Here is a 20073-nt window from a genome sequence, read left to right on the forward strand (position 1 = left end):
GGGGGACCGCTCAGGAGATCCCGAGTTCCCTGTCGATCAGGTCGAACATGTCCTGGTCGGAGGCGCCGACCAGTTCCTCGTCGACGGCCGTCTGCGCCGGCTCGTCGGTGGGTGCCGTCCAGCTGTCCAGCAGGCCGCGCAACGCGTTGGTGAGTGCCTGCCTGTCGGCCGGGTCGGCCGCGGCCCGGTAGGCCGCTTCGATCTCCCGCAGCCGGGGGTCGAGGGCGTCGCCGGGAGTGGTGTCCGGGAAGAGTTCGGCTTCGAGGTGGTCGGCCAGCGCCTTCGGCGTCGGGTGGTCGAACACGATCGTCGCGGGCAGGCGGGTACCGAGCGCCGCGCCGAGTCGGTTGCGCAGTTCGACCGCCGTCAACGAGTCGAAGCCCATGTCACGGAACGCCTTGCCCGCCCTGACACCGTCGCCGGAGCCCAGAACCGTGGAGACGTGGGTCCGGACCAGGTCGACCAGGCGTCGGTGCCGCTTGGCGGGCGGCAGAGCGGCGAGTTCCCCGCGCAGTCCGTGGGCCGCGGCGGTGCCGGCATCCGGGGCGGCCTCCGCCTCGCGGCGTTCCGCCAGCAGGTCCCGGACCTCGGGCACCTCGTCGATGAGCGGCCGGTGACCGTGCGCGCAGTACGCCGGTACGAAGCGGTCCCACCGGATATCGGCGACGACCAGGGTCGTTTCACCGTCCGCGACCGCCTCGCGCAGCGCGCGCACGGCGGGCCTCGGCTCCATGGCGGGCACGCCACGGCGCAGGAGCTGCTCGGCGACCTCGGCGTCGACCATGCCGCCGCCCGCCCAGGCGCCCCAGGCGATCGAGGTGGCGGGCAGCCCCGCGGCCCGGCGTCGCTGGGCGAATGCGTCGAGGTGGGCGTTGGCGGCGGCGTACGGTGCCTGTCCGCCGTTGCCCCAGACCCCGGCGCCGGAGGAGAACAGTACGAAGGCGTCCAGCGGCCGGTCGCCCAGCAGGTCGTGCAGGTTCTGGGCGCCGACGACCTTGGCGTGCATGAGGTCGACGGCCTCGTCCGCGTCGATCTCGGTGAGGGGCCTGGCCAGGTCGACGGCCCCGGCGGTGTGGACGACCGCCGTGAGCGGCAGGTCGTCCGGTACGCCGGCCAGGAGCGCGGCGAGCGCGGTGCGGTCGGCGACGTCGCAGGCGGCGATGGTGACCCGGCAGCCGAGGGCGGTCAGTTCCCGCTCCAGTTCGGCCGCGCCGGGAGCGTCGGGGCCGCGCCTGCTGGTGAGCAGCAGGTGGCCGACGCCGTCGCGGGCGAGGTCACGGGCCACGTGGGCGCCGAGCGCACCGGTGCCTCCGGTGATGAGGACGGTTCCGCGGGGCTTCCAGACGGAACCGGCGGCCGTCGGCTCCGGGCGCCGGGGCGAGCGGATCATGCGCCGGACGCGGACACCACCGGCGCGGACGGCGAACTCCGTCTCCCTGCCCCCTGTTGCGCCGTCGCCTGCGCCGGGCTCGGCCAGCAGGGCGGGCAGGCGGGACAGCAGCGCGTGCGCCCCGTCTCCGGCGGGGAGGTCGACGAGGCCACCGGACCGCTCCGGATCGTCGAGCGCGGCCACCCTCAGCAGGCCCCATACGGCGGCCTGGCCGGCGTTCGGCGCCTCCAAAGCCGCGTCCACGGCGACCGCTCCCCGCGTCACCGTCCACAGGGCGGTGACGAGTTTGGTGTCCGCGAGTGCCTGGCTCAGGGCCATGGAGGCCAGAAGGCCCCGTGAGACGCCGTTGCTCCGCTTGTCGGGGGTGTCGTCCAGCGCGAGGAGTGACAGCACTCCCGCGGGCGGTTCCGCAGGGGAGGTGACGGCGGCCAGCCGGTCGGCGACCACCGCCCGATCCGCGTTCTCGGGCACGGTGAGGCACACGACGTCAGCGCCCGCCTCTTCCAGCACGTCCCGTGTCCGCGGCATCAGCTCGCCGTCGGTCCACGTCTCGGGGACGGCGAGGAGCCAGGTGCCGCGCAGGGGCGCGGTGGCGGGCAGCTCGTGAGGTCGCCAGACCACCCGGTACCGCCAGCTGTCCACCGTCGCCCGCTCCTTGCCCGCCTTGCGCCAGGCGGCCAGCGCCGGGACGACGGCTCGCAGCCCGTCCCGGTCGGACACCCCGAGCGTGGTGGCCAGCTCCTCCAGGTCGCCTTCCTCCACCGTGCGCCAGAACCGCTCCTGCATCGGATCGGAGGAGTTCCGCTGCTCGGCCTTCGGCGCCTCCAGCCAGTAACGGCGGCGCTGGAAGGCGTAGGTGGGCAGGTCCACACGGCGCGGGAACAACCCCTCGAAGGCGACCGTCCAATCCACCGCGACACCACGCGCCCACGCCTCACCCAACGACACGTACAGACGGTCCAGGCCGCCCTCGCCCCGCCGCAGCGACCCCACGACCACGGCATCGGCGCCCGCCGCCTCCACCGTCTCCGCCACTGGGACGGTCAGCACCGGGTGCGGACTCATCTCCAGGAACGCACCGTGCCCGGACTGGGCGAGCTGACGGACGGCCGGCTCCAACCGCACCGTCTGGCGCAGGTTGCGATACCAGTACCCCCCGTCCGTCTCACCGCCGGTGATCCACTCCCCCGTCACCGTCGACAAGAACGGCACCGACGGCTCCCCCGCCACCACCGGAGCCAGCACCTCGGCCAACTCAGCCTCGATGGCCTCGACATGCGCCGAGTGCGAGGCGTAGTCCACCTCGATACGACGCACCCGAATGCCCTCATGCTCCGCACGCATGACGAACTCATCCAGCGCGTCCGCATCACCGGAGACGACCGTGGAGGTGGGCCCGTTGACCGCAGCAACCGAGATCCGACCCTCCCACCCGGCGATCAACCCCAAAGTGCCCTCATGGGACAGCCCGACCGACACCATGCCGCCACGGCCCGCGATCGCCGCGATCGCCTGCGACCGCAACGCCACCACCCGCGCACCATCCTCGACACTCAGCGCGCCCGACACCACCGCCGCAGCGATCTCACCCTGCGAGTGACCCACCACAGCAGCCGGCCGCACCCCGAACGACTCCCACACCGCAGCCAGCGACACCATCACCGCCCACAACACCGGCTGCACCACATCCACCCGGTCCAGCCCCGGCACACCCCCCTCACCACGCACCACATCGACCAACGACCAGTCGACAAAAGGCGACAGCGCCTCAGCGCACTCCGCGAACCGCGCTGCGAACACCGGCGACGAATCGAGCAGTTCGACCGCCATCCCCACCCACTGCGCCCCCTGACCCGGGAACACGAACACCGGCGAACCAGCCGACGCCGACACCACACCCGACGCCACCGGCTCACCCGCCACCAGCACCGCCCGATGCTCGAACACCGACCGCGACGTCACCAACGACCACGCCACATCCACCGGACGCACCGAAGCCGACCCCACGAAAGCGTTCAACCGCTCGATCTGCCCAGCCAGCGACTCCTCGGAACGAGCCGACACCAGCAACGGAACGACGACCTCGCCCCCGCCCACAGACGGCTCCGCGGCCTCCACCACGTCCGCCGCCTCAACCTCCTCCAGGATCACGTGCGCGTTCGTCCCACTGATCCCGAACGACGACACCCCCGCCCGCCGAGGACGCCCATCCGGCGCCTCCCACTCCCGAGCCCGCCCCAGCAACTCCACCGAACCCGACGACCAGTCCACGATCGTGCTGGGCCGTTCGGCCCTGAGCGACTTGGGCAGTGCTCGGACCCTCATCGCCTCGACCATCTTGATGACGCCGGCCATGCCGGAAGCGGCCTGGGTGTGGCCGATGTTGGACTTCACCGAGCCCAGCCAGAGCGGACGGTCGGCGTCCCGGTCTCGGCCATACGTGGCGAGGATGGCCTGCGCCTCGATCGGGTCGCCCAACTTGGTGCCCGTGCCGTGCGCTTCGACCACGTCCACGTCCGCCGCCGACACCCCGGCGTCGGCCAGCGCAGCACGGATCACCCGTTCTTGCGCAGGACCGTTCGGAGCCGTCAGCCCGTTCGACGCACCGTCCTGGTTGATGGCCGAACCCCGCACCACAGCCAGCACCTGATGCCCCCGCGCCCGCGCGTCCGACAGCCGCTCCAGCAGCAACACGCCCACTCCCTCGGAGAGGGCGAACCCGTCCGCGTCGGCGGCGAACGGCTTGCAGCGGCCGTCGGGGGCGAGCGCCCGCTGCCGGCTGAAGGCGACGAACGCGCCCGGGCCCGCCATCACCGTGGCGGCCCCGGCGATGGCGAGGGAGCAGTCGCCGTTGCGCAGGGCCCGCACGGCCAGGTGCAGGGCGACCAGCGAGGACGAACAGGCGGTGTCGACGGTCACCGCCGGACCCTCAAGCCCCAGCGCGTAGGCGATCCGGCCCGAGGCCACGCTGGCCGCGGCTCCGGTGGCGAGGTAGCCCTCGTTGTCGCCGGACGCGGCGCGCAGCCGGGTGGCGTACTCCTGGTCGGTGAGGCCGATGTAGACACCCGTCGAACTGCCGCGCAGCGTCTTGGGATCGATGCCGGCGCGTTCCAGGGTCTCCCAGGTGGTCTCCAGCAGCAGCCGCTGCTGCGGGTCCATCGCCGTCGCCTCACGCGGCGAGATACCGAAGAAACCTGCGTCGAACTCGGCCGCCCCGTCGAGGAATCCGCTCTCCCGGACGTAGCTGGTGCCCAGGTGGTCGGGGTCGGCGTCGTACAGGGCGTCCAGGTCCCAGCCGCGGTCGGCCGGCAGCGGCGTGATGGCGTCCACCTCGTCGGCGACCAGTCGCCACAGGTCCTCGGGGCTGCGTACGCCGCCGGGGAAACGGCACCCCATGGACACGATCGCGATGGGGTCGTCCCCCCGGACCTCGTCCGTGCCACCGGCGTCGGCAGCCGTCGCCCGCTGCGGCTCCCGCTCCGTTCGGCCGAACGCGCGCTCGTCGACGTAGGCGGCCAGGGCCGTGATGCTGGGGTGGTCGAAGACGACCGTGGTGGGCAGGGTCAGTCCGGTGGCGCGGTTGAGCCGGTCGCGCAGGGAGACGGCGGTCAGGGAGTCGAAGCCCATGTCCTTGAAGGCCGTCTCGTCGCCGAGTGCGCCGGCTTCGGCGGGGGTGTGTCCGAGTACGGCGGCCACGTGGGCGCTGACCAGCGCGCGCAGCGCGGCCGGCCGGCGGGCGGGCTCCAGCGCCGCGATGTCGCCCAGCGCGCCGGTGGACCCATGGGCGTCGGTCCCCTCGCCGCCTTCGTCCAAGGGGGGCGCCACGGCGTCGGGCAGCTCCCGCAGGAGTGCGCTGCCGCGCACAGAGGTGAAGACCTCGGCGAACCGCCTCCAGTTCACGTCGGCGACGGCGACACAGGTGTCGTCGTGGTCCAGGGCCTGCTGGAGTCCGGCGATCGCGGAGCCGGGCTCGATCACGGGGACGCCCCTGCGCCGGAGGTCGTCCTGCACCGACTCGGCGATCATGCCGCCGCCCGCCCAGGGTCCCCAGGCGACGGAGAGGACGGGGGCCCCGTCGGCTCGGCGGCGCTGGGCACGGGCGTCGAGGATGGCGTTGGCGGCGCCGTACGCGGCGTGGTCGGCGACGCCCCAGGTGCCGGAGATGGACGAGAAGTAGACCACGGCGTCCAGTCGCTCGGTGTCGAGGACCGCGTCGAGGTGTTCCGCGCCCAGCACCTTTCCGGAGAGGGTGGCCGCGAGGTCGTCCACGCCGGTCTCCGTGATCGGCCCGAGCACGCTCACGCCCGCCGCGTGCACGACGGAGCGTACGGGGGTGCCGTCCGCGGCGAGGCGAGCGACCAGGCCCGCCACCGCCTCACGGTCGGCCGTGTCGCAGGCGGCGACCGTGAGCCGGGTGCCGCGCGACCGCAGTTCGGTGCGGAGTTCCTCGACGTGCGGGCCGTCGCCCGTCCGTCCGGTGAGGACGACGTGGTCGGCGCCGTTGTCCGCCAGCCAGCGGGTGACGTGGGCTCCCAGCGCGCCGGTGCCTCCAGTGACGAGGACGGTGCCGCGCGGCGTCCAGGCACGCGGGGCCGTCCTGCCGCCCGTGGGAGCGTGGACGAGCCGGCGGCCGTACGCCTTGCCGTCTCGCAGGGCGATCTGGTCCTCCTCGGCGCCCGCGGCGATGACGTCGGGCAGCAGGGCGAGGGTGCCGGGAGCGCAAGTCGCGGGGACGTCGACGAGACCGCCCCACCGCCTGGGGTGCTCCAGAGCGGCTGCCCGGCCCAGGCCCCAGACACCGGCCTGGACGGGGGACGTCGGCGCGTCGTGCGGGCCCGTTCCCACGGCCCCCTGGGTCACGCACCACAGCGGCGCCTCGATCCCCGCGTCGCCGAGGGCCTGGACGAGGGCGAGGGTGCCGGCCAGTCCCAGCGGAACGGCAGGGTGCTCCGGGTGCGGCCGTGTGTCGAGGGACAGCAGGGAAAGGACACCGGTGACCGCCTCGGCACCGCCGGTCCGGCCGAGCAGCGCCTGAAGGTCCGCCCGGTTCATGTCCCCGGACGCGACGGCGAGGGTCAGGGTGCGGACGCCTCGGTCCTCGAGTGCGGCCCGCACCGCGGTGGCCGCACCGCCGCCCTCGGCGGCTGTGGGGACGACGAGCAGCCAGGTGCCTTCGACGGCGACCGGAGCGGCCGCAGCCGGAAGGGCTCGCCACTCGACACGGTGACGCCAGCCGTCCACCGTGGCTCGTTTCTGGCGCGCCTTGCGCCAGGCGGCCAGTGCCGGGACGACGGCGTGCAGCCCGTCCTGGTCGGAGACACCGAGGGTTTCCGCCAGCTCCGACAGATCGCCTTCCTCCACCGTCCGCCAGAACTGCTCCTCGACCGGATCGGCGGCCTTCTGCCCGGCCTTCGGCGCCTCCAGCCAGTAACGGCGGCGCTGGAAGGCGTAGGTGGGCAGGTCGACACGGCGCGGCGACAGCCCCTCGAAGGCAGCCGTCCAATCCACCGCGACACCACGCGCCCACGCCTCACCCAAGGACACGTACAGACGGTCCAGGCCGCCCTCGCCCCGCCGCAGGGAACCGACCACCACGGCGTCCGCACCGGCCGCCTCCACGGTCTCCGCCACCGGCACGGTCAGCACCGGATGCGGACTCATCTCCAGAAACGCGCCATGCCCCTCGGCGACCAGCGCGGCGATCGCGGGCTGCAGCAACACCGTCTGCCGCAGGTTGCGATACCAGTACCCGGCATCCGTCTCACCGCCGGTGATCCACTCCCCCGTCACCGTCGACAGGAACGGCACCGACGGCTCTCCCGCCACCACCGGAGCCAGCACCTCGGCCAACTCGCCCTCGATGGCCTCGACATGCGCCGAATGCGAGGCGTAGTCCACCTCGACACGACGCACCCGCACACCCGACTCCTCGGCATGCACGACCAGTTCGTCCAGCGCGTCGGCGTCACCCGACACCACCGTGGAGGTGGGCCCGTTGACCGCCGCAACCGAAATCCGACCCTCCCACCGGCCGATCAATTCGACAGTACCCTCATGGGACAGCCCCACCGACACCATGCCGCCACGGCCCGCGATCGCCACGATCGCCTGCGACCGCAACGCCACCACCCGCGCACCATCCGCCACACTCAACGCACCCGACACCACCGCCGCAGCGATCTCACCCTGCGAGTGACCCACCACAGCAGCCGGCCGCACCCCGAACGACTCCCACACCGCAGCCAGCGACACCATCACCGCCCACAACACCGGCTGCACCACATCCACCCGGTCCAGCCCCGGAGCATCCCCCTCACCACGCACCACATCAACCAACGACCAGCCGACAAAAGGCGACAGCGCCTCAGCGCACTCCGCGAACCGCGCCGCGAACACCGGCGAGGAGTCGAGAAGCTCGACCGCCATCCCCACCCACTGCGCCCCCTGACCCGGGAACACGAACACCGGCGAACCAGCCGACGCCGACACCACACCCGACGCCACCGGCTCACCCGCCACCAGCACCGCCCGATGCTCGAACACCGACCGCGACGTCACCAACGACCACGCCACATCCACCGGACGCACCGAAGCCGACCCCACGAAAGCGTTCAACCGCTCGATCTGCCCAGCCAGCGACTCCTCGGAACGAGCCGACACCAGCAACGGAACGACGACCTCGCCCCCGCCCACAGACGGCTCCGCGGCCTCCACCACGTCCGCCGCCTCAACCTCCTCCAGGATCACGTGCGCGTTCGTCCCACTGATCCCGAACGACGACACCCCCGCCCGCCGAGGACGCCCATCCGGCGCCTCCCACTCCCGAGCCCGCCCCAGCAACTCCACCGAACCCGACGACCAGTCGACGTACGGAGTCGCCTCCTCGGCGTGCAGGGACTTGGGGGCGACGCCCGCGCGCATCGCCTCGACCATCTTGATGACCCCGGCTATCCCGGCGGCGGCCTGGGTGTGACCGATGTTGGACTTCACCGAGCCCAGCCAGAGCGGACGGTCGGCGTCCCGGTCTCGGCCATACGTGGCGAGGATGGCCTGCGCCTCGATCGGGTCACCCAGCTTGGTGCCCGTGCCGTGCGCCTCGACCACGTCCACGTCCGCCGCCGACACCCCCGCGTCCGCCAGCGCAGCACGGATCACCCGCTCCTGTGCAAGACCGTTCGGAGCCGTCAGCCCGTTCGACGCACCGTCCTGATTGATGGCAGAACCCCGCACCACGGCCAGCACCTGATGCCCCCGCGCCCGCGCGTCCGACAACCGCTCCAGGAGCAGTACGCCCACGCCCTCGGCCCAGTTGGTGCCGTCGGCTCCGGCGGCGAACGGCTTGCAGCGGCCGTCGGGGGCCAGGCCGCGCTGGCGGCTGAACTCGACGAACATGCCGGGGCCGGACATCACGGTGGCGCCGGCGGCGATGGCGAGGGAGCAGTCGCCGTTGCGCAGGGCGCGCACGGCCAGGTGCAGGGCGACCAGCGAGGACGAGCAAGCGGTGTCGACAGTGACCGCCGGACCCTCAAGCCCCAGCGCGTAGGCGATCCGGCCCGAGGCCACGCTGGCGGTGGTGCCGGTGAGGACGTGTCCCTCGACGGCTTCGGTGGCTTCGTGGAGTCGGGGCCCGTACTCGGGGGCGGTGGCGCCGACGAACACGCCGGTGGGGGTGGCGTGCAGGGTGCGGGGGTCGATGCCGGCGCGTTCCAGGGTCTCCCAGGTGGTCTCCAGCAGCAGCCGCTGCTGGGGGTCCATCGCCGTCGCCTCACGCGGCGAGATACCGAAGAAGCCGGCGTCGAACTCGGCGGCGTCGTGCAGGAATCCGCCTTCGCGGACGTAGGTGGTGCCGGTGCGGTCCGGGTCGGGGTGGAAGAGGGTGGTGAGGTCCCAGCCGCGGTCGGTGGGGAAGGCGGTGAGGGCGTCCGCCTCGTCGGTGACGAGGCGCCACAGGTCCTCGGGGCTGCGTACGCCGCCGGGGAGGTGGCAGCCCATGGAGACGATCGCGATGGGGTCGTCGGCGCCGGTGGGGCCGGCGAGGGTGAGTGGCGTGGTCGCGGGGTCGTCGCCGGGGGCGCGCAGGCGGTCGGCGAGGCGGGCGGGGGTCGGGTACTCGTAGACCGCGGTCGCGGGGAGGTCGCCTCCGGTGAGGGCGTTGAGCCGGTCCCGAAGTTCCACGGCGGTGACGGAGTCGATGCCGAGGTCCTTGAAGGAGCGTCGGGGGTCGACGGCCGCGGGGTCCGGGTGGCCCAGTACGACGGCGGTGCTCTCCTGGACGAGGCGCAGGGGGTCGGCGCCGGAGGGGCCGGCGGGGGCGTGGTGCGTGGCGTCCGACGTGGCCGCACGCCGTGCCGGGGCGGTGGAGTGGCGGGCCGGGGCGGCGGTGTCGGTGTCGGGGGCGGCCGGGGTGTCCGCACCGGAGATCCAGTGGCGGCGCCGCTGGAAGGCGTAGGTGGGGAGTTCGGTCCGGCGGGGTGCGAGGCCGGAGAAGACCGGTGTCCAGTCGACGTCGGCGCCCCGGGCCCACAGGGCGCCCAGGGAGGTCTGGAAGCGCATGGGGCCGCCGTCGTCGCGCCGCAGGGTGCCGGTGACGACCGCGTGGTTCCGGCCCGCGGTCGCCTCCACGGTGTGCTGGACCGGGCCGGTGAGGACGGGGTGCGGGCTGACCTCGACGAAGGCTCCGTGTCCGGCGGCGGTCAGGGCGCGGACGGCGGGTTCGAGCAGGACCGGTCGGCGCAGGTTGTCGTACCAGTAGGCGGCGTCGGTGGCCGGGCCTTGCAGCCAGTCGCCGGTGACGGTGGACAGGAAGGGCACCTGGGGCGGGCGCGGGGTGATGGGGGCGAGCAGGCGCAGCATGTCGTCGCGGACGGGTTCGACGTGCGCCGAGTGGGAGGCGTAGTCGATTCCGACGCGGCGGGCCCGTACGTTCTCCCGGTCGGCGGTGGCGAGGAGGTCGGCGACGGTGTCGGCGTCGGCGGAGACGACGGTGGAGGAGGGGCCGTTGAGGGCGGCGACGGTGACGCGGTCGCCCCAGCGGGCGGTGAAGTCGCGGGCGGCGTCCGGGGACAGGGCGAGCGACACCATGCCGCTGCGGCCTTCGAGGGGGACGAGGATCTTGCTGCGGAGGGCGACGACCAGTGCCGCGTCCTCGAGACTCAGGGCGCCGGCCACGCAGGCGGCGGCGATCTCGCCCTGGGAGTGTCCGACGACGGCGGCGGGCCGCAGACCGTGTGCCTGCCACAGGGCGGCCAGGGACACCATCACGGCCCACAGGACGGGCTGGACGACGTCGGAGCGGTCCAGGGGCGGGGCGGTGGGGTCACCGCGCAGTACGGCTTCGAGGTCCCAGTCGACGTGCGGGGCGAGGGCGCGTCCGCACGCGGCGAGGCGGTCGGCGAAGACGGGTGCGGTGGTGAGGAGTTCGGCGGCCATGCCGTGCCACTGGCTGCCCTGGCCCGGGAAGACGAACACCGGCCGGTCGATGTCGCCGTCGACCGGTCCGGCGGGTACGGCCGTGGCGAGTGCGTCCAGCAGGCTCGTGGTGTCGGTGCCGACGGCGACGGCCCGGTGTTCCAGGTGGGTGCGGGTGGTGAGCAGGGAGTAGGCGGTGTCGACCGGGTCGGGCCGGTGGGCGCGGACGTGGCCGTCGAGGCGTTCGGCCTGGGCGCGCAGGGCCTCGGGGGTGTGGGCGGACACCAGCCAGGGGACGGTGGCGGGGGCGCCGCGAGGAGGGCGAGGTGCCTCGGGTGTGGGGGTGGGGGCGGCTTCGAGGACGAGGTGGGCGTTGGTTCCGCCCATGCCGAAGGAGGAGACGCCGGCCCGCAGCGGGGCCCCGGGGGTGTCGGGGGTCCAGGGGGCGAGTTCCCGCTGGACGCGCAGGCCGAGCCGGTCGAGGTCGATGGCCGGGTTCGGCCGCTCGTGGTTGAGGCTGGGCACGAGGTGGCCGTGGGAGAGGCACAGCACGGTCTTGATGAGCCCGGCGATGCCGGCCGCGCCCTCCAGGTGACCGATGTTGGTCTTCACCGATCCGACGGCGAGGGGGCTCCGGCGGCCGGTGGCGTTGCCGAGGACCTGTCCGAGGGCGTGTGCCTCCACGGGGTCGCCGACGCGGGTGCCTGTGCCGTGGAGTTCCACGTAGCCGACGTCGGCGGGGTCGACGCCGGCGCGTTCGTAGGCGGTGCGCAGGACCGTCTGCTGGGCGGCGGCGTCGGGGGTGGTGAGGCTGGTGCCGGTTCCGTCGTTGTTGAGTGCGCCGCCGCGGATGACGGCGTACACGTGGTCGCCGTCGGCGAGGGCCCGGTCGAGGAGTTTGAGGACGACGACGCCGCCGCCCTCACCGCGTACGTAGCCGTTGGCCCGGGCGTCGAAGGTGTGGCACGCGCCGTCCGGGCTGAGTGCCCCGAACTGGGCGGCGGCCAGGGAGCTTTCCGGGCTGAGGTTGAGGTGCACGCCGCCGGCCAGGGCGAGTTCGCAGTCGCCGAGGCGGAGGCTGTCGCAGGCGAGCTGGACGGCGACCAGGGAGGAGGACTGGGCGCTGTCCACCGTCATGCTGGGGCCGTTGACGCCGAGTGCGTAGGACAGCCGGTTGGCGATGAGGGCGCGGTTGAGTCCGGTGAGGGTGTGGTGTCCGGGTTCGGTGCCCGACCGCCGTACGACGTCGGCGTAGTCGCAGACGTCCGCGCCGATGTGGACGGCGGTGGCGCGGGGTACGGACGCGGCGGGGATACCGGCGTGCTCCAGTGCCTCCCAGCCCAGTTCGAGGGCGAGCCGGGCCTGCGGGTCCATGGCGTCGGCCTCGCGGGGCGAGATGCCGAAGAACGCGGCGTCGAAGTCGGCGGGCGCGGTGAGGTATCCGCCGCGGTGGGGGGCGGTGCCGCCGTTCGGAGTGGGCCAGCCGTCGTCCGGTGTGCCCTCGCGGCGGTCGTCCGGGGTGTCGACGACGGCGCTGCGGCCCGCGGTGAGGAGGTCCCAGTAGGCGGCCGGGCCGTCGGCTCCGGGAAGCCGGCACGCGAGACCGACGACGGCCACGGGTTCGTGGCCCGGCACGACGTTCCGGAGGTCGGTGGGCACCGGCTCGTTCATCGATGGCACTCCAGATACCGAGGGCGTGAGGACGGGAGCAGCCCTCACGTTCGCACGCGCTCGGGGAGTGTTCGGCGGCGGCGCAAAACGCTCTAGGGGAATTCCTAGGCGTGCGGGGTGCTGTGCGGAACCCGGCCCCGGCCGGGCCGCCGGCCGGTCCCGGGACGGGCGCGGGAGTCCGGCTGTCACGGCCGCGCGCATCCCGCCACCGCCCGTCTCGGCCGTCGGCCGGTGCCGTCCCATAGCGAGTCCGGGGAGCGGGTCGCAAGACGGAATGACTAGGCGAATGCTCGAATTGCGGCGGGCACGCTGGAGGCGGCGGCATTCGACTGCCGCTCCTTTCGACGCGGGTGCCCTTCTTTCTGTGCGGACGTGCGACCAACGGCGCTCCAGCCGGTGAACCGTCCGTATGGCCGGGCTCCTTGAATGAGAGAAGGTCGTATCCATGACACCAACGACCGCGCCGGTGCCGTCGCGCTCCGTGCGGATGCCGACCGCGGCGAGCCTGGCCGCGTCCGCGGCGGCCGTCGACGGCGGCGTGCTGTCCCGTGCCGATCTGGCGGCGTGGCTGGAGGACCGTCGCCGGGCGCAGGCGCAGCGGGTGGAGCGGATTCCGTTCGCGGAACTCGACGGCTGGTCCTTCGACGACCTCACCGGTGACCTGCGGCACCGCAGCGGGCGCTTCTTCTCGGTGCACGGGCTGCGGGTGTCCTCGGATTTCGGTCCGGTGCCGGCCTGGGAGCAGCCGATCATCAACCAGCCGGAGATCGGCATCCTGGGCATCGCGCTGCGTGACTTCGACGGGATACCGCATCTGCTGATGCAGGCCAAGTCCGAGCCCGGGAACGTGAACGGGGTGCAGCTGTCGCCGACCGTCCAGGCGACGAAGAGCAACTACATGCGGGTGCACGGGGGTTCGGAGGTTCCGTATCTCGATCGCTTCCGCCGTCCCGAGCTGGGGTCGGTGGTGGCCGACGTGCTGCAGTCGGAACAGGGCTCCTGGTTCCTGCGGAAACGAAACCGGAACATGATCATCGCGGTGGGTCCGGACGTCGAGGCGGGCGAGGACTTCGCCTGGCTGACCCTGGGTCAGGTCAACGCGCTCCTGCGCGAGGAGAACCTCGTGAACATGGACGCGCGCACCGTGCTGTCCTGCATGCCGGACTGGCAGGCGCAGGCGCGGGCGGTGGAGGCGGTGCACTCGGACGCCGACATCCGCAGCTGGATCACCCGCCGCCGGGCCGAGCACGAGGTCCGGGTCACCGCGATCGGACTGTCGAAGACCGGCGGCTGGAACATGGGCGACACCGAGGTGTCCCATGAGCGCGGCCAGCACTTCAGCATCGTGGCGGTGGACGTCGCCTCGGCCCGCCGGGAGGTGCGGGCCTGGTCGCAGCCACTGCTGAAGCCGCACGGAACGGGTCTGACCGCCCTGTTCGTGCGGCGGTGGCGCGGCGTTCCGCACGTGTTGCTGCGGGCCCGCGCCGAACCCGGCTTCGTGTCGGTGGTGGAACTGGGCCCGACCCTGCAGTGCACGCCGGAGAACTACGCGCACCTGCCGGCCGGCCTCCAGCCGGCCTACCTGGACGAGGTGCTCGCCCGCCGGGCCGGCGCCGTCTACGACGTGAAGCTCTCGGAGGAGGGCGGACGTTTCCTGCACGCCCAGAACCACTACGTCGTCATCGAGATCGACGACGATCTGCCGTTGGTGTCCGACGAGTTCCGCTGGGTGTCGCTGCGCCAGGTGGACGAGCTGCTGCGCTACGACCACCACCTCAACGTCCAGGCCCGCACGCTGATCGCCGCCTGGAGGTCACTGTGACGGGGGCCGGGGAGCGCACGGTCCGGCTGGGCGCGCTGGGGACGTCGTCGATCGCGTGGCGCCGGGTGCTGCCCACGGTGGTCCGCACGCCCGGGTTGCGGCTGACGGCCGTGGCCGGCCGTTCGGAGGCCAAGACCCGGCGGTTCGCGGAGCACTTCGGGTGCGCGGCCGAGACGGACGTCGACGCCCTGCTGGACAGGCCCGACGTCGACGCGGTGTACATTTCGACGCCGACCGGGCTGCACCGCCGCTTCGCCGAGCAGGCGCTCGAGGCGGGCAAGCACGTTCTGGTGGAGAAGCCGATCGGAGTGGACGCGGCCGAGGCGCGGGCGCTGTGCGCGCTGGCCGCGGAGCGGGATCTGGTGCTGCGGGAGAACTTCATGTTTCCGCACCATCCGCAACACGCCTACGTCCGGGACCTGATGGAGTCGGGACGGCTCGGCCGGCCGGCCTCCTTCCACGCCGCGTTCTGCATCCCTCCGCTCCCCGAGGACGACATCCGCCACGACGCCCGGCTGGGCGGCGGCGCGCTGCTCGACGTCGGGGTGTACCCCCTGCGGGCGGCCTCGCTGCTGCTGGGGCCCGGCCTGGAGGTGGCGGGGGCGACCCTGCGGGTGCGCGCCGAGGACGGGCTCGACCTGTCCGGCCAGGCACTGCTGGTGTCACCGTCCGGTGTACTGGCCGTGGTGGCCTTCGGGTTCGAGCACGCCTACGCGTCGACGTACACCGTGTGGGGTGACCGGGCCCGGGTCACCGTGACACGGGCGTTCACCCCGCCGCCCGCTCATCAGCCGCTGGTGGTGGTGGAGGAGCAGGACCGCCAGGAGCACCTGCTGCTGCCCGCGGCGGACCAACTGCAGTCGCTGCTGGAAGCGTTCGCCCGGCAGGTGCGCGAGGGCGGGGCCCGGGTCGCGGAGAGCGGGGTCCGTGCGGAGGCGATCGCGGCGATGGAGCTGGTGGATGCCGTGCGCGCCACGGCGCGACGCTTTTCGGTCGATTGAACGCGCGGCCAAGCAGGCCGAAAATCCATGGGGATAAACCCAAACCTGATCATGCTAATTTGACATCATGATGGCCAACGTAGCTCAGGCGAAAACTCGCACATTCACCCAGAAGGCACGGCGAGCGCAGATAGTCCAGGCGGCTATCGAAGCCCTCGCGGAAAGCGGCTACGCGAAGGCGTCGTTCACCAGGATCTCGCAGCAGGCGAAACTCAGCAGCACGGGGATGATCTCCTATCATTTCTCCGGAAAGCCGGAACTGTTCGCCGAGGTCGCCAACACGGTCATCGGGCAGGCGCGGGAATTGACGGCCGCGCGGATCGCCGAGGCGACGACCCACCGGGGGAGATTGACCGCATACATCACCTCCAGCTTCGACTTCGTCGCCCGCCATCCCCTCCAGGCGCGGGCGCTCATGGAGATCGTCCGCATGGTCCGGGACGGGCGGATCAGCGGTCTGGACGACGTCGAGCACACCGTCACGTCGGTGGAGTACCTCGTGACACTTCTCCAGCAGGGCCGTGAGGCGGGCGAGTTCGGCACGTTCGACTGCCGCACCATGGCTCTGGCCGTACGCGGCGCCACCGACAGCGTACTGCGCCACCACCTGTGCGGTCAGTTCACTCACCTTCAGGACGTCGCACGGGAGTTGGCGGACATCTTCGATCGCTGTACCCGGCCGACCTAGCGTCCCCCCACCCCCTCCACCGAGCCGTCCGGCCGCCGGCTCGACCACAGGAGCACCGTTCATGACCTCCCCCACACCGCGCCCCGGCCCCACGGCTTCCCCCACCGACGGCCCTCCCGGCCCGTCCGCCGAGACATCCAAAACGCCGAAGACGCCGAAGACGCCGAAGTCACCGGAGACACCGGAGACACCGGAGACACCGGAGACATCCTCCCCCCGCCGGGAGTTCGCCCTCACCATCCTGTGCGACATCGTGCTGCCGGTCGGGCTCTACTACATGCTGCGCGCCGCCGGTACCAGCGAGATCACCGCTCTGCTGCTGAGCGGCTCCGCGCCGGCCCTGCACACGCTCTACTCCGCGATCGAGCGACGGAAGCTGGACGCCATCGGCGTCTTCACCACGGCCCTGCTCCTGGTGAGCGCCGTCGCATCACTGATGACGTCCGACCCGCGTATCGCGCTGGCGCGCAACGGCCTGTTCACGGCACTCGCCGGCGTCTGGCTGCTGGTGACGCTGTGCACCGCCCGGCCGTTCACCTACCAGGCCCTGCGCACGCTGCTGCCCGGGCGGACGGCGGTGCTGGAGAGGCTGTGGGAGACGGACGCGGCCTTCCGGCGGGTGTGGCGCGGGCTGACGGTCCTGTGGGGCGTGGGTCTGCTGTGCGACGCACTGCTGCGCGTGGTGATGGCGTACACCCTGCCCGTCGACACCGTGCCCGCCCTGGACGGAGTCCTGTACGCCGCGTCCTGGATCGGATTGCAGGTGATCACCCAGGTGGTGCTGTTCCGGACGCGCACGCTGGCCAAGATCTTCGGCGACCGCAGGCCGGGCCGCCGCTTCTTCCCCGCGGCCCGGACGGACCACGGCGAGCGCACCGGGGACCGTTCATGAACACGTGACTACCGCGGCTGTGTCGCACGGGCTCACGGCGTTGCCGCGCGGTCATCTGTGCGCCCGTGCAGGTGCAGGGGGTACCACATGTCGCCTCGGCCCACCCTGCCCGACGTCCCGATCGGCGGCGGCCGAATCGATCTCCCACTTTGTCCTGATCATGGAAAAAGTATCGAGACCCGCTGCGAAAGGGGTTACGTCCGGGAAACTGGGCCGCTAACTTCCTTGGCATCGGGTTGGTCATGCACATGCAACCGGCCCGACGGCGCGACGGCGCGCGCCTGAGCTCCCCCGGCGGACCCGACACCGGCCTGCCGTCCCCCACCCCTCCGGGAGACTTCTGTGCGCACAAAAGTGGTCAGACCCAGACTCGTTCGTACGCTTGTGACGGCGCTGGTGTGTGCCGTCGGCTGCCTCGTGCCCGGGACAGCCGCGGCCGCTCCGGCGGGCGCCGAGGTGGCACCCCGCGCTGCCGCCGCCGAGTTCCAACAGGTCACGCTCGCCAAGGGCGTTGCCGAGACGGGCGAGCCGATGACGCTCGCCGTCCTGCCGGACCGTTCGGTGCTCCACACCTCCAGGGACGGCACCGTCCGGCTCACCGACGCGGTCGGCACCACCAAAGTGGCCGGCAAGCTGGAGGTGTACAGCCATGACGAGGAGGGCCTGCAAGGCGTCGCCGTGGACCCCGGCTTTTCGTCCAACCGGTTCGTCTATCTCTACTACGCCCCCAAACAGAGCACGCCGGGCGGTGACGCGCCCTCCGACGGGTCGGCGGCGGACTTCGCCCCCTTCGACGGCGTCAACCGGCTCTCCCGCTTCGTCCTGACCAGCGCCGGAACCCTCGATCCGACGAGCGAGAAGAAGATCCTCGACGTCCCCGCCTCACGGGGCATCTGCTGTCACGTCGGCGGGGACATCGACTTCGACGCGCAGGGCAACCTGTACCTGTCGACGGGTGACGACACCAACCCCTTCGCCTCCGACGGTTTCACACCCATCGACGAGCGCGCCTCACGCAACCCCGCCTACGACGCCCAGCGTTCCTCGGGCAACACCAACGACCTGCGGGGCAAGGTGCTGCGCATCAAGGTCAACGCCGACGGGTCGTACACCGTGCCGTCGGGCAACCTCTTCCCCCCGGGCACGGCCAGGACGCGGCCGGAGATCTACGCGATGGGCTTCCGCAACCCCTTCCGGATGAGCGTCGACAAGGCCACCGGCATCGTCTACCTCGGTGACTACGGCCCGGACTCCGGTACGGCCAGCGCCTCCCGCGGCCCGGCCGGCCAGGTCGAGTTCAACCGCATCACGAAGGCGGGCAACTACGGCTGGCCGTACTGCACCGGCAAGAACGACGCCTACGTCGACTACGACTTCGCCGGCGGCACCTCGGGCGCCAGGTTCGACTGCGCCGCGCCGAGGAACACCTCGCCGCGCAACACCGGCCTCACCGACCTGCCGCCCGCGCAACCCGCCTGGATCCCCTACGACGGCGGCTCCGTACCCGAGTTCGGCAACGGCTCCGAGTCGCCCATGGGCGGCCCCGTCTACCGCTACGACGCCGCCTCCTCCTCCCAGGTCAAGTTCCCCCAGGAGTACGACGGCGACTTCTTCGCCGGCGAGTTCGGCCGCCGCTGGATCAAGCGCGTCGAAGCCTCCGGCGACGGGACCGTGCAGTCCATCAACGCCTTCCCCTGGAGCGGCACCCAGGTGATGGACATGGCCTTCGGCCCGGACGGCGCCCTGTACGTCCTCGACTACGGCACCGGTTACTTCAACGGCGACGCGAACTCCGCGCTGTACCGTATCGAGCACGTCACGGACGGCCACGCGCCGGTGGCCCAGGCCAAGGCCGACGTGACCTCGGGGAAGGCTCCCCTGACGGTGTCCTTCTCCTCCGCCGGCAGCTCCGACGCCGACGGTGACGCCCTGAGCCACGCCTGGACCTTCGGCGACGGCGCCACCTCCACCGCTGCCAACCCCTCGCACACCTACACCGCCAACGGCCAGTACACGGCCACCCTCAAGGTGACGGACACGACCGGGAAGTCGGCCACGGCGTCCGTCCAGATCACCGTGGGCAACACCGCTCCGACGGTGAGGCTCGACCTGCCCGCGGACGGGAGCATCTACGACTTCGGCGCCGCGATCCCGTTCAAGGTGACGGTCACCGACCCCGAGGACGGCACGATCGACTGCATCAAGGTCAAAGTCACGTTCATCGTCGGGCACGACAGCCACGGACATCCCCAGACGTCGGCCACCGGCTGCTCCGGCACCCTGCGGACGCTCGCGGACGGTGAACACGACCCCAACGCCAACATCTTCGGCGTCGTCGACGCCGAGTACACCGACAAGGGCGCGAGCGGCCAGCCCGCGCTGACCACGCACGACCAGCACGTCACCCAGCCCAGCCACCGGCAGGCCGAGCACTACGGCGACTCCTTCGGCGTCCAGGTGGTCAGCCACACCCCGGCGCACGGCGGCAGGACGGTCGGCCACATCGAGAACGGCGACTGGATCTCCTTCACGCCCTACGCCCTCGCCAACGCCACCCGGTTCACCGCTCGGGTCTCCTCCGGCGGCACCGGCGGCACCATCGAGGTCCGCGCCGGATCTCCGACCGGTGCCCTGCTCGGCACCGCGACCGTACCGGTCACCGGCGGCTGGGAGACCTTCCAGGACGTCACCACCGCGCTGAGCAACCAACCTTCCGGCTCCACGACACTGCACCTGGTCTTCAAGGGCGGCAGCGGTTCGCTGTTCGACGTGGACGAGTACTCCCTCACTACCTCCGGCTCCGACCGCTCGGGCGAGGTGAAGGGCGTCAACGGCAAGTGCCTGGACATCGACAACGCCCAGACCGCCGACGGCACCAAGGTGCAGCTCTGGACCTGCAACGCCAGCACCGCCCAGCAGTGGACCCTGCCCGGCGACGGCACCCTGCGCGCCCTCGGCAAGTGCCTGGACATCTCCGGCGGCGCCACCGCCGACGGCACGAGAATCCAGCTGTGGACCTGCAACGGCACCGGCGCCCAGAAATGGACCCCACAGGCCGACGGCACGATCCGCAACCCCCAGTCCGGCAAATGCCTCGACGCCTCCGGCGGCACCTGGAACGACGGCACCCCCGTCCACCTGTGGACCTGCCACACCGGCCCCAACCAGAAGTGGACCCTTCCGTAGAAAGGAGGCGCCCGT

At 72.2% G+C, this 20073-nt stretch carries 6 protein-coding genes; 5 read left to right on the plus strand and 1 reads right to left on the minus strand.

Going from position 1 to position 20073, the window contains the following annotated elements:
• Positions 1-10 precede the first annotated feature (10 nt).
• A complete protein-coding gene (locus tag ACIGAN_RS03700; protein ID WP_399854664.1) occupies positions 11-12469 on the minus strand; it encodes a type I polyketide synthase in 12459 nt (4152 codons plus the stop codon).
• 445 nt (positions 12470-12914) lie between these two features.
• Between ACIGAN_RS03700 and ACIGAN_RS03705 the strand changes: the two genes are divergently transcribed.
• The 5 genes from ACIGAN_RS03705 (at position 12915) to ACIGAN_RS03725 (ending at position 20058) form a co-directional block, all read left to right on the plus strand.
• Positions 12915-14291: an NDP-hexose 2,3-dehydratase family protein gene (locus ACIGAN_RS03705; RefSeq protein ID WP_399854665.1), complete on the plus strand. Its 1377-nt coding sequence runs from the start codon at positions 12915-12917 to the stop codon at positions 14289-14291.
• The gene (locus ACIGAN_RS03710; protein WP_399854666.1) at positions 14288-15292 is read left to right on the plus strand and encodes a Gfo/Idh/MocA family protein; all 1005 of its coding nucleotides are present in this window, start codon (positions 14288-14290) and stop codon (positions 15290-15292) included. The genes ACIGAN_RS03705 and ACIGAN_RS03710 overlap by 4 nt, the downstream gene beginning before the upstream one ends.
• Positions 15293-15359: 67 nt before the next feature.
• A complete protein-coding gene (locus ACIGAN_RS03715; RefSeq protein WP_399854667.1) occupies positions 15360-15980 on the plus strand; it encodes a TetR/AcrR family transcriptional regulator in 621 nt (206 codons plus the stop codon).
• Positions 15981-16041: 61 nt separating this feature from the next.
• On the plus strand, positions 16042-16872 hold the full coding sequence (locus ACIGAN_RS03720) for a VC0807 family protein (protein WP_399854668.1): 831 nt from the start codon (positions 16042-16044) through the stop codon (positions 16870-16872).
• Positions 16873-17214: 342 nt separating this feature from the next.
• Positions 17215-20058 (plus strand): PQQ-dependent sugar dehydrogenase, encoded by a 2844-nt coding sequence (locus ACIGAN_RS03725; RefSeq protein ID WP_399854669.1) that lies wholly within the window; start codon positions 17215-17217, stop codon positions 20056-20058.
• Positions 20059-20073: the final 15 nt, after the last annotated feature.

The organism is Streptomyces sp. NPDC085931 (assembly GCF_044540565.1).
In the GTDB taxonomy this organism is placed as follows: Bacteria; Actinomycetota; Actinomycetes; order Streptomycetales; family Streptomycetaceae; genus Streptomyces.

Coding starts and splice junctions, on each gene's coding strand:
- ACIGAN_RS03700 (WP_399854664.1), bottom strand. CDS start 12,469: ATGAACGAGCCGGTGCCCACCGACCTCCGGAACGTCGTGCCGGGCCAC.
- ACIGAN_RS03705 (WP_399854665.1), top strand. CDS start 12,915: ATGACACCAACGACCGCGCCGGTGCCGTCGCGCTCCGTGCGGATGCCG.
- ACIGAN_RS03715 (WP_399854667.1), top strand. CDS start 15,360: ATGATGGCCAACGTAGCTCAGGCGAAAACTCGCACATTCACCCAGAAG.
- ACIGAN_RS03720 (WP_399854668.1), top strand. CDS start 16,042: ATGACCTCCCCCACACCGCGCCCCGGCCCCACGGCTTCCCCCACCGAC.